Origin of the sequence: Streptomyces sp. NPDC046261, assembly GCF_040646235.1 — a bacterium.
In the GTDB taxonomy this organism is placed as follows: domain Bacteria; phylum Actinomycetota; class Actinomycetes; order Streptomycetales; family Streptomycetaceae; genus Streptomyces.
In genome coordinates this window covers 16132-27537 of record NZ_JBEYZU010000029.1, presented here as the reverse complement: position 1 = coordinate 27537, position 11406 = coordinate 16132, and the positions used below count along the sequence as shown (strand labels likewise).

At 71.7% G+C, this 11406-nt stretch carries 10 protein-coding genes; 9 read left to right on the top strand and 1 reads right to left on the bottom strand.

Annotated elements, in window-relative coordinates; all coding sequences use genetic code 11:
- The 6 genes from ABZ956_RS29270 (at window position 1) to glmS (ending at window position 7473) form a co-directional block, all read left to right on the top strand.
- Complete coding sequence (locus ABZ956_RS29270; RefSeq protein ID WP_361900063.1) at window positions 1–2052, top strand: biotin carboxylase N-terminal domain-containing protein; 2052 nt, start codon at window positions 1–3, stop codon at window positions 2050–2052.
- Window positions 2049–2987, top strand: coding sequence for a hydroxymethylglutaryl-CoA lyase (locus ABZ956_RS29265; RefSeq protein WP_361900060.1), 939 nt, complete (start codon window positions 2049–2051; stop codon window positions 2985–2987). Before ABZ956_RS29270 ends, ABZ956_RS29265 begins: the two co-directional genes overlap by 4 nt.
- A gap of 9 nt (window positions 2988–2996) precedes the next feature.
- Entirely contained in the window at window positions 2997–4157 is a 1161-nt protein-coding gene (locus ABZ956_RS29260) for an acyl-CoA dehydrogenase family protein (RefSeq protein ID WP_361900139.1), read from the top strand.
- 75 nt (window positions 4158–4232) lie between these two features.
- On the top strand, window positions 4233–5186 hold the full coding sequence (locus tag ABZ956_RS29255) for a DUF4429 domain-containing protein (protein ID WP_361900057.1): 954 nt from the start codon (window positions 4233–4235) through the stop codon (window positions 5184–5186).
- A gap of 96 nt (window positions 5187–5282) precedes the next feature.
- The gene (locus tag ABZ956_RS29250) at window positions 5283–5558 is read left to right on the top strand and encodes a hypothetical protein (protein WP_190111646.1); all 276 of its coding nucleotides are present in this window, start codon (window positions 5283–5285) and stop codon (window positions 5556–5558) included.
- Window positions 5559–5658: 100 nt separating this feature from the next.
- A complete protein-coding gene (gene glmS, locus ABZ956_RS29245) occupies window positions 5659–7473 on the top strand; it encodes a glutamine--fructose-6-phosphate transaminase (isomerizing) (RefSeq protein WP_361900054.1) in 1815 nt (604 codons plus the stop codon).
- A gap of 383 nt (window positions 7474–7856) precedes the next feature.
- Here the strand turns inward: glmS and ABZ956_RS29240 are convergent, their stop codons facing one another.
- On the bottom strand, window positions 7857–8378 hold the full coding sequence (locus ABZ956_RS29240; protein ID WP_071965807.1) for a universal stress protein: 522 nt from the start codon (window positions 8376–8378) through the stop codon (window positions 7857–7859).
- Between the two features lie 334 nt (window positions 8379–8712).
- Between ABZ956_RS29240 and ABZ956_RS29235 the strand changes: the two genes are divergently transcribed.
- The 3 genes from ABZ956_RS29235 (at window position 8713) to orn (ending at window position 11365) form a co-directional block, all read left to right on the top strand.
- Window positions 8713–9045 carry a hypothetical protein gene (locus ABZ956_RS29235; RefSeq protein WP_361900051.1) on the top strand — a complete coding sequence of 111 codons (333 nt, stop codon included), beginning with the start codon at window positions 8713–8715 and terminating at the stop codon, window positions 9043–9045.
- A gap of 368 nt (window positions 9046–9413) precedes the next feature.
- Window positions 9414–10751, top strand: a complete 1338-nt coding sequence (locus ABZ956_RS29230; protein ID WP_361900048.1) for a helix-turn-helix domain-containing protein — start codon at window positions 9414–9416, stop codon at window positions 10749–10751.
- A gap of 5 nt (window positions 10752–10756) precedes the next feature.
- Window positions 10757–11365, top strand: coding sequence for an oligoribonuclease (gene orn, locus ABZ956_RS29225; RefSeq protein WP_361900045.1), 609 nt, complete (start codon window positions 10757–10759; stop codon window positions 11363–11365).
- Window positions 11366–11406 lie beyond the last annotated feature (41 nt).

The following is an 11406-nucleotide window of genomic DNA, read 5'->3' as shown; positions in this document are numbered from 1 at the left end:
ATGTTCGACACTGTCCTTGTCGCCAACCGAGGCGAGATCGCCGTACGGGTCGTCCGTACGCTGCGCACGCTCGGCATCCGTTCCGTCGCCGTCTTCAGCGACGCCGACGCCGGCAGCCGGCATGTGCGCGAGGCCGACACGGCCGTCCACATCGGCCCGGCGGCCGCCGCCGAGAGCTACCTGTCCATAGAACGGCTCCTGGACGCCGCCGCCCGCACCGGCGCGCAGGCCGTCCACCCCGGCTACGGCTTCCTCGCCGAGAACGCCGCCTTCGCCCGCGCCTGCGCCGACGCCGGTCTCGCCTTCATCGGCCCGCCCGCACCGGCGATCGAGCTGATGGGCGACAAGATCCGCGCCAAGGAGACGGTCCGGGCGGCGGGCGTGCCGGTCGTGCCCGGCTCCTCGGTCAGCGGCCTGACGGACGCGCAACTCACCGAGGCTGCCCGCCAGATCGGGATGCCGGTGCTGCTCAAGCCCTCGGCGGGCGGTGGCGGCAAGGGCATGCGGCTCGTCCGCGACGAAGTCCTGCTCGCCGAGGAGATCGCCGCGGCACGGCGCGAGGCCCGGGGTTCCTTCGGCGACGACACGCTGCTCGTCGAGCGGTGGGTCGACCGGCCCCGCCACATCGAGATCCAGGTGCTGGCCGACGGCCACGGCAACGTGATCCACCTCGGCGAGCGCGAGTGCTCGCTGCAGCGGCGCCACCAGAAGATCATCGAGGAGGCGCCGAGCGTCCTGCTGGACGAGGCCACCCGTGCGGCCATGGGCGAGGCCGCCGTCCAGGCCGCGCGCTCCTGCGGCTACACCGGGGCGGGCACGGTGGAGTTCATCGTGCCGGGCGACGACCCGTCCTCGTACTTCTTCATGGAGATGAACACCCGCCTCCAGGTCGAGCACCCGGTGACAGAGCTGATCACGGGCCTTGACCTGGTGGAGTGGCAGGTCCGGGTGGCCGCGGGCGAGGCGCTGGGCCTCACCCAGGCGGAGGTGACCCTGGCCGGCCACGCCGTGGAGGCCCGCGTCTGCGCGGAGACGGCGCGGGTCAGCGGCGACCGGGTGGACTTCCTGCCGTCGGCGGGCACGGTGCGGCTGCTGCGTGAGCCGGCCGGTGAGGGGGTGCGCGTCGACTCGGGGCTCGTCGAGGGCTCGGAGGTCGGCACGTCCTACGACCCGATGCTCGCCAAGGTGATCGCCCACGGCCCCGACCGGGCCACCGCCCTGCGCCGCCTGCGGGCCGCCCTCGCGGAGACTGCCGTGCTGGGCGTCGACACCAACGTGGGGTTCCTGCGCAGGCTGCTGGCGCACCCGGACGTGGCGGCGGGCGACCTGGACACGGGGCTGGTGGACCGGGACGCGGCGTCGCTGGTGCCGACGGAGGTGCCGGACGAGGTGTACGTGGCGGGTGCGCTGCTCCGGCAGCGGGGGCTGTCCCCCGAGCCCGCCCCCGGCTGGGTGGACCCCTTCTCGCTCCCGACCGGCTGGCGCCTGGGCGGCGAGCCCGCGTGGACGGCGCACCACTTCCGCGTACCGGGGCACAGCCCGGTGACGGTGCGCGTGCGCGGGGAGGTGGGCCGGGCGGAGTTCCTGCTGTCGGCGCCGGACGGCGATGCCGCCGACGCGACGGGCACGACGGGTGCCGTCGCCTCCAGCGCGGGCGGGGTGGGGGAAAGGCTCACCCTGGACCTCGACGGCCTCACCCACACCTTCACCACCGTCCCCGGCCCGGGGGGCACCTGGCTCGCCCGCGACGGCGACTCCTGGTACCTCGCCGACCACGACCCGGTCGAGGCCACCGGTGGCACGGCCGCCGCCCACGCGGGCGCCCTCACCGCCCCCATGCCCGGCACGGTCACCGTCGTCAAGGCGTCCGTCGGCGACGAGGTCGCCGCGGGCCAGAGCCTCCTGGTCGTCGAGGCGATGAAGATGGAGCACGTCATCGCCGCCCCGCACGCCGGCACCGTCACCGAGCTCGACGTGAGCGCCGGCGCCACGGTGGCGATGGACCAGGTCCTGGCCGTCGTCACCCCGGCCGCGCCCCTGGAGGAGTCATGACCGGCCGACTGCCCATGGCCGTGCCCGACCCGGACCTGCCCACCCACGTCCGTATCCATGAGGTGGGCCCCCGCGACGGCCTGCAGAACGAGAAGACGGTCGTCCCCGTCGAGGTGAAGGCGGAGTTCATCCGCCGCCTCGCCGCAGCGGGGCTGTCCACCATCGAGGCCACGAGCTTCGTGCATCCCAAGTGGGTGCCGCAGCTGGCCGACGCCGAGCAGCTGATGCCGCTGCTCGACGGCGTCGGGGCCCGCCTGCCCGTGCTGGTGCCCAACGCGCGCGGCCTGGAGCGCGCCCTCGCGCTCGGCGTCCGCGAGGTCGCCGTCTTCGGCAGCGCGACGGAGTCGTTCGCCAAGGCCAACCTCAACCGTACGGTCGCCGAGTCGCTGGAGATGTTCGCCCCGGTCGTCACGGCGGCCCGCGAGGCGGGGCTGCGGGTGCGCGGCTATCTGTCGATGTGCTTCGGCGACCCCTGGGAGGGCCCGGTCCCCATCGAGCAGACCGTCCGCGTCAGCCGCCGCCTGCTCGACCTCGGCTGCGACGAGCTCAGCCTCGGCGACACCATCGGTGTGGCCACCCCCGGCCATGTCGGGGCGCTGCTGGCCGCGCTGGACGAGGCCGGGGTGCCCGCCGGGCGGCTCGCGGTGCACTTCCACGACACGTACGGCCAGGCGCTCGCCAACACTCTCGCCGCCCTGCGGCACGGCGTGACCACGGTCGACGCCTCCGCCGGCGGCCTCGGCGGCTGCCCGTACGCCAAGAGCGCGACCGGCAATCTCGCGACCGAGGACCTGGTGTGGATGCTCGACGGACTCGGCATCACCACCGGGGTTGATCTTGGTCTGCTGTCCGCCACTAGCGTGTGGATGGCCGGCCGGCTCGGCCGGCCGAGCCCGTCCCGCACCGTTCGTGCCCTCTCCCACCAGGAGCCCTGAACCATGTCGTTGGACCACCGCCTCACCCCCGAGCACGAGGAACTCCGCCGCACCGTGGAGGAGTTCGCACACGACGTCGTCGCCCCGAAGATCGGCGACTTCTACGAGCGTCATGAGTTCCCGTACGAAATCGTGCGGGAGATGGGCCGCATGGGGCTGTTCGGGCTGCCGTTCCCCGAGGAGTACGGCGGCATGGGCGGGGACTATCTCGCCCTCGGCCTCGTCCTCGAGGAGCTCGCCCGCGTGGACTCCTCCGTGGCGATCACCCTGGAGGCGGGCGTCTCGCTGGGCGCCATGCCCATCTACCGCTTCGGCACGGAGGAGCAGAAGCGCGAGTGGCTGCCGAGGCTCTGCTCCGGCGAGATGCTGGGCGCCTTCGGCCTGACCGAGCCCGGCGGCGGCTCCGACGCCGGCGCCACCCTCACCACCGCGCGCCTGGACGAGGCCACGGGCGAATGGGTGATCAACGGCACCAAGTGCTTCATCACCAACTCCGGCACGACCATCACGGGCCTGGTCACCGTCACCGCCGTCACCGGCCGCACGGCGGAGGGCAAGCCGCTGATCTCCTCGATCATCGTGCCCTCGGGCACGCCCGGCTTCACGGTCGCGGCCCCCTACTCCAAGGTCGGCTGGAACGCCTCGGACACCCGCGAGCTGTCCTTCTCCGACGTCCGGGTGCCGGCGGCGAACCTCCTGGGCGAGCAGGGCCGCGGGTACGCCCAGTTCCTGCGGATACTCGACGAGGGCAGGATCGCGATCTCGGCGCTGGCCACGGGCCTGGCCCAGGGCTGCGTCGACGAGTCGGTGGCGTACGCGAGGACCCGCGAGGCCTTCGGCCGGCCCATCGGCGCCAACCAGGCCATCCAGTTCAAGATCGCCGACATGGAGATGCGGGCCCACACCGCCCGCGTCGCCTGGCGCGACGCGGCCTCCCGGCTGGTGCACGGCGAGCCGTTCAAGAAGGAGGCGGCGCTGGCCAAGCTCTACTCCTCCGAGATCGCGGTCACCAATGCCCGCGAGGCCACCCAGATCCACGGCGGCTACGGCTTCATGAACGAATACCCCGTGGCCCGGATGTGGCGCGACTCCAAGATCCTGGAGATCGGCGAGGGCACCAGCGAGGTCCAGCGGATGCTCATCGCCCGGGAACTCGGCCTCACGGACTGAGGCGGCGCGGACTGAGGCAGCGCGGGGCCGCCGGACGGCCCCGCAACGCAAGATCAACCTGCGAGAATTCCCTCCATGGCTGAGATCCTCCAGACGGATGGCACATGGGCGTTCGACGGCGGCGCGATACGCATCGTCCCCGGCCGGGAGCGCGGGGTGCACCAGCTCCGCCAGACCCTGGGCGAGCTGGCCGTCCCGCTGGCGGCCGTGGCGGGCATCGCCTTCGAGCCCGGCCGCAAGAGCGGCCGGCTCCGGCTGCGGCTGCGCGACGGCGCCGACCCCCTCTCCCAGGTCGCCCGCGGACGGCTACCGGAATCCGCTGATCCGTATCAGCTGACCGTGGAACCGGACCGTGCGGGCGTCGCGGAGTACTTCGTGGACGAGGTGCGCAACGCCCTCCTGCTGGAGCAGGTCCCGGCCGGCCCCACCGACCGCTATCTGCTGCCGGGGCCGGCCGTTCCGCTGTCGGTCGGCGCCGGGGACGGCACGGCCTCGTTCGACGGCGAGCGGGTGCGGCTGGAATGGAACTGGAAGACGGAGGAGGGGAAGAAGTCGGCCGGTACGCGCATCCTGCCCGTCCAGGGCATCTCCTCGGTGGAGTGGCAGCCCGCCGCCGGCCTGGAGAACGGCTACCTCCGCTTCGCCCTCCCCCAGGTGCCGACCAGCGCCCCGCCCAAGCACGATCCGCACGCGATCGAGCTCTACGGCTTCAAGAAGGACCCCCTCATGGCGCTGGTGGCGGCCGCCGTCGCGGCCCGGCTGCCGCACCCCACCGCGCCCGACCGCACCCTCAAGGCCCTGCCGCACACCGGCACCACCGACCACGCGGGCCACGCCGGCCACGTCGTCCACGACCAGCCCGGCCCGCCGGCCACCGCCGCCGGGGCGGCCCCGGCGCCGCCCTCCGGCGGGGACGATCACGATGCCCTGCTGCGCCGGCTGCGCGAGCTGGGCGAGCTGCACCGCGCGGGCGTCCTCACCGACGAGGAGTTCACCGCCGCGAAACAGGCCATCCTGCGGCGTTTCTAGGCGTTCCCCCACGTTTCACATCACATTCGCTGGCACTCCTGCCCGAAATCGGGCAGGATTCTTGCGAAAGGCACTCGTTCCCCTCAGTATCGACGGGTGCTCGAACGCCGCATGTCACATGACGACCTGGTCGACCACCTGGTGCGCAGCACGCCGCTACAGCGCGGCGAGGCCGCCCGGGTGGTGCTCGACGTGCTGGCGTACTTCGACGAGACGGCCGAGGAATTCGTCCGCCGACGCCACCGCGAGCTCCAGTCCGGCGGACTGAACAACGCGGAGATCTTCGAGCGGATCGCGGCCGAGCTGCCGCACCGCGCGGTGGCACCACCAGAGCTTTCACTGCGGCAGCTGCGCCGCATCGTCTACGGCTGAGCGCCGGGACGACCTCGACGGGTGAGGCGGCCCGGATGCCGCCCGCCGCCACCGTCGTCGCCTTCGGGCACCACTGAACGTCTACCTGGGAGGGTCATCTATGTGCGGAATCGTCGGATACATCGGCAAGCGTGATGTCGCGCCGCTGCTGCTGGAGGGCCTGCAGCGCCTGGAGTACCGCGGCTACGACTCCGCCGGCATCGCCCTGCACGGCAAGACCGGTGGTCTGAAGTCCGCCAAGGCCAAGGGCCGGGTCCGCGAGCTGGAGTCCCGCCTGCCCAAGCGCTTCGCCGGCACCACGGGCATCGCCCACACCCGCTGGGCCACCCACGGCGCGCCGAACGACGTCAACGCCCACCCGCACCTGGACGCCGAGGAGAAGGTCGCCGTCGTCCACAACGGCATCATCGACAACGCCTCCGAGCTGCGCGCCAAGCTGACCGCCGACGGTTTCGTCTTCGTCTCCGACACCGACACCGAGGTCCTCGCCCACCTCATCGCGCGCTCCGAGGCGCCGACGCTGGAGGAGAAGGTCCGCGAGGCCGTCCGCCACATCGAGGGCACCTACGGCATCGCCGTCCTGCACGCCGACTTCCCGGACCGCATCGTCGTCGCCCGCAACGGCTCCCCCGTCGTGCTGGGCATAGGCGAGAAGGAGATGTTCGTCTCCTCCGACGTCGCCGCCCTGGTCAGCCACACCCGCCAGGTCGTCACCCTCGACGACGGCGAGATGGCCACCCTGAAGGCCGACGACTACCGCACGTACACCACCGAGGGCTCCACCACCTCCGCCCAGCCGACCACCGTGGAGTGGGAGGCCGAGTCCTACGACATGGGCGGCCACGACACGTACATGCACAAGGAGATCCACGAGCAGGCCGACGCCGTGGACCGCGCGCTGCGCGGCCGGATCGACGACCGCTTCTCCACCGTGCACCTGGGCGGCCTGAACCTCGACGCCCGCGACGCCCGCGCCGTGCGCCGGGTGAAGATCCTCGGCTGCGGCACCTCGTACCACGCCGGTCAGATCGGCGCCCAGATGATCGAGGAGCTGGCCCGCATCCCCGCGGACGCCGAGCCGGCCTCCGAGTTCCGCTACCGCAACCCGGTCGTGGACCCCGACACCCTCTACATCGCGGTGTCCCAGTCCGGTGAGACCTACGACGTGCTCGCCGCCGTCCAGGAGCTCAAGCGCAAGGGCGCCCGCGTGCTCGGCCTGGTCAACGTGGTCGGCTCGGCGATCGCCCGCGAGACCGACGGCGGCATCTACGTCCACGCCGGCCCCGAGGTCTGCGTCGTCTCCACCAAGTGCTTCACCAACATGGTGGTCTCCTTCGGCCTGCTCGCCCTGCACCTGGGCCGCACCCGCGACCTGTCGGTGGCCGACGGCAAGCGGATCATCGAGGGCCTGCGCAAGCTGCCCGGCCAGATCGCGGAGATCCTCGCGAACGAGGCGCAGATCGAGGAGCTGGCCAAGGAGTACGCGGACGCCAAGTCGATGATGTTCATCGGCCGCGTCCGGGGCTACCCGGTGGCCCGCGAGGCCTCGCTGAAGCTCAAGGAGGTCTCGTACATCCACGCCGAGGCCTACCCCGCCTCCGAGCTCAAGCACGGCCCGCTGGCGCTGATCGAGCCCGCCATGCCGACGGTCGCGATCGTCCCGGACGACGAGCTGCTGGAGAAGAACCGCGCCGCGCTCGAGGAGATCAAGGCCCGCAGCGGCCGCATCCTCGCCGTCGCGCACCAGGAGCAGGAGAAGGCCGACCACACGATCGTCGTGCCGAAGAACGAGGACGAGCTGGACGCCATCCTCATGGGCATCCCGCTGCAGCTCCTGGCGTACTACACGGCGAAGGCCATGGGCCGCGACATCGACAAGCCGCGCAACCTGGCGAAGTCCGTCACGGTCGAGTGACCTGGGGCGCTCGGCACGGGAGCGGCCTGTCCCCGCGACCATGAACTGAGCGGCCCCGGCGGCGAGCGACCGCGTCCGCGAGAGCGGCGGCGGTTCAGCCGCGGAAAAGGGACGGTCCTCCCCGTGCGTGCCACCACGCGCACGGGGAGGACCGCCTCCCCTGTGCCGGCGTCGCCCTCGCGCCGGCGTGATGCCGCCGGTCCCGGGAACCGTCACCTCCCGCCCGGCAGCACGACAGCGTCGTATGCCGGAGTTGTACCCGCCACCACGGCGCCATCCACCTCTACGCGCGAGTAGATTTCGCGGGATGTCAAGCCGCTTCCGGCGCCAACCCTGTTTCGGCGCAAGCGTGTTGACGTTTTCGCGGGGCGCGTCGAGGCGCGCTACGGGATGACGACCACCGGTCGCTGCGCCCGGCGCGCCAGCCGCCCGGCCACCGAGCCGAAGATCCGCCCGACCAGGCCGTGCGTGGAGCCGACGACGATCGCGTCAGCGGCATACTCCCGCCCGACTTCCTCGAGTTCGTGACAGATGTCCCCGCCGCGTTCCACCAGAATCCACGGCACTTCGGACAAATAGTCCGCACAGGCGAGCTCCAGGCCCAGCACCTCGGTGCGGTGATCGGGTACGTCCACGAAGACCGGCGGTTCACAGCCCGCCCAGACGGTCGTCGGCAGCCGGTTGGCCACATGGACGATGATCAGGCCCGAGCCCGAGCGCCGGGCCATTCCGATTGCATACGCAAGCGCTCGTTCGCTCGACATGGAACCGTCGAAGCCCACCACGACGCCGTGCTGGAACGCCGGATCGCAGGAGTGACGTGTTTCTTCCGCCGCTTCGGGATGCGCTGTCTGATCGGCGATCCGCTTGCGGTCCGCGGGTTCGGAGAATTCGTGACCGGCCATCGGTGTCTCGGCGAAGGATGCCTCTTGTCGAGGGGAACGGCGGTGGACTGGTTGGAGTTGTCGAGGGGTGCGCCCGGCGATGGATCATGGACGGTGAAATCCGTCCGGGATTCATCTTTTCAAGGGCTTACCCCCCAGGGTACGGCGACACTCGCCGCCTGCCCAGAGGCTGCCCGGCGGGCCGGCGGCCCCGTGGACGTTCCCCGGAGCATGCACGAGCGCGGCGCGTAGCGCAATGGCCCCGGCTCCGCCCCCGGCCGGTCCCCGCCCAGTGACCCCTGCCCCCGGCGCGCCGTTGTAATACCGCCAGCAGCCGCCAGCAGGGAGCCGTTCCGTGCCCGGAACCCGTGATTACGCCCGCGAGGACGCCGCCGAGGGGGAGTCCCCCGATCCGGTGAGCGACGTGGTCCGCTGGGCGGCGTTCAGCTGCGCCCTGGTCCCGGTCGTCCTGCTGATGTGCGGTCAGTCCTTCGGCGGCGCGGCCGGCACCGCCGCGGGTCTGGTGGCCCTCACCTGCGCCTGCCACGCCCTGCTGCGCCAGTCCGCGCGCAGCGCCGCCCGGGCGGTGACGGAGCAGTCCGTTCCGCACCGCGGGAGGCATGGCCGGACGGGCGGCGGGAGCCATCGCGGGGCCCGCCATCCCGGCTCCTCCACCCCCCTGGACTGACCCCCTCGCACGCCTGGACCCATATGTTTTCGGCCAAGTTCAGGCCGAACTTCATACCTTGGCCAGAGCCCTCTCCAACAGCCGGTCGACCAGCAAGGAAAGCACCGTGGAGGGCGGTTGCCGCCTACGGACAGTGGGCATGGGCGAGAGGCGTACTTTTCACCGGAGCCTGCAAGTGCAACGCTTCGTGATCGAACGCTTCGCGCCAAGTTGTCATGTCGACTTAGAGGCGGGTGGTGAACTGGTCACCGCGTCTCCAAGTGACGCAGTAGATTCGATCTTGGCCATGACCGGCGGGGGAACCGTTCAGGACCGAGGGGAAACGTGCAGGACCGAGAGGACTCGACCGCCGAGGGGGGCTTAGCGCCATGAGCCAGGACTCCACGACCGTACCGGAGGCCGCGCGCAAGCTCTCCGGACGCCGCCGCCGGGAGATCGTCGCCGTACTTCTATTCAGCGGCGGCCCCATCTTCGAAAGCTCCATCCCGCTCTCCGTGTTCGGAATCGACCGACAGGACGCAGGAGTTCCCCGCTACCGATTGCTGGTGTGCGCGGGCGAAGATGTGCCATTGCGAACAACCGGCGGCCTGGAATTGACCGCACCGTACGGCCTGGAGGCGCTCTCCAGGGCCGGCACCGTCGTCGTACCGGCCTGGCGGTCGATCACACAGCCGCCACCGGCCGCCGCGCTCGACGCGCTGCGCCGGGCCCATGAAGAGGGCGCCCGCATCGTCGGACTGTGCACCGGGGCCTTTGTACTGGCCGCCGCGGGCCTGCTCGACGGCAGGCCCGCCACCACCCACTGGATGTACGCGCCCACGCTCGCCAAGCGCTATCCGTCGGTCCATGTGGACCCGCGGGAGCTCTTCGTGGACGACGGCGACGTACTGACGTCCGCGGGCACCGCGGCAGGCATCGACCTGTGCCTGCACATCGTCCGCACCGACCACGGCGCCGACGCCGCGGGGGCCCTGGCCCGCCGCCTCGTCGTGCCGCCGCGCCGCACCGGCGGACAGGAGCGCTACCTCGACAGGTCTTTACCGGAGGAGATCGGCGCCGACCCGCTGGCCGAGGTCGTCGCCTGGGCGCTGGAGCACCTCCACGAGCAGTTCGACGTGGAGACCCTGGCCGCCCGCGCCTATATGAGCCGTCGCACCTTCGACCGACGGTTCCGTTCGCTCACCGGGAGTGCCCCGCTGCAGTGGCTGATCACTCAGCGGGTGCTCCAGGCCCAGCGGCTCCTGGAGACCTCGGACTATTCCGTGGACGAGGTCGCCGGGCGCTGCGGCTTCCGCTCTCCGGTGGCCCTACGGGGTCACTTCCGGCGGCAGCTGGGGTCCTCCCCCGCCGCCTACCGGGCCGCCTACCGGGCACGCCGGCCGCAGAGCGGCCCGGCGGACCGGCCGGAGCGGGGCGAGCGCGCGGAGCGTGCGGACCGTGGCGAGAGGTTCGACCGGCCCGAGCCGGTCGAGCCCCGGTCCGGGGAGGCGCTGATGTCGATGCGGCGCACGGCCATGGCCCCCGCCCATGCGGTGACGGGCGCGCCCTTGGGCGCCCCACCGCCGCATAGCGGACATAGCGGTCATATCTCCCATGTGCCGGGTCATGGTGGTGGTCCGGGGATCAATGCCCCGGATCCGGGCAAGCCGGATCCCGACCTCTACGCCCCACGCCTGCCCGGTCAGCGGGAACGCCCCGTAGGGTGAGACGTATGAACGATCGCATGGTGTGGATCGACTGCGAGATGACCGGGCTCTCGCTGTCGGACGACGCGCTCATCGAGGTGGCCGCCCTGGTCACCGACTCTGAGCTGAACATCCTCGGGGACGGCGTGGACATCGTCATCCGTCCGCCCGCCGAGGCACTCGTCACCATGCCCGAGGTGGTGCGCCAGATGCACACGGCCTCCGGGCTGCTCGCGGAGCTGGACGGCGGGACGACGCTCGAGGAAGCGGAGCGGCAGGTCCTGGCGTACGTCCGCGAGCACGTCCCGGAGCCGGGCAAGGCCCCGCTGTGCGGAAACTCGGTCGGCACCGACCGTGGATTCCTGCTGCGGGACATGCCCGCCCTGGAGAGCCACCTGCACTACCGGATCGTGGATGTGTCCTCGGTGAAGGAGCTGGCACGCCGCTGGTTCCCGCGCGCGTACTTCGGCAGCCCCAAGAAGAACGGCAATCACCGGGCACTGGCCGACATCCGCGAGTCGATCGCCGAGCTCCGCTACTACCGCGAGGCGATCTTCGTGCCGCAGCCCGGCCCGGACTCCGACACGGCGAAGGCCATCGCGGCCAAGCACGTCCTGCCCGCCCAGGCAGTGTGACCCAGCTCGCTCCCGGCTCGACCGAAAGCCGGGAGCGAGCA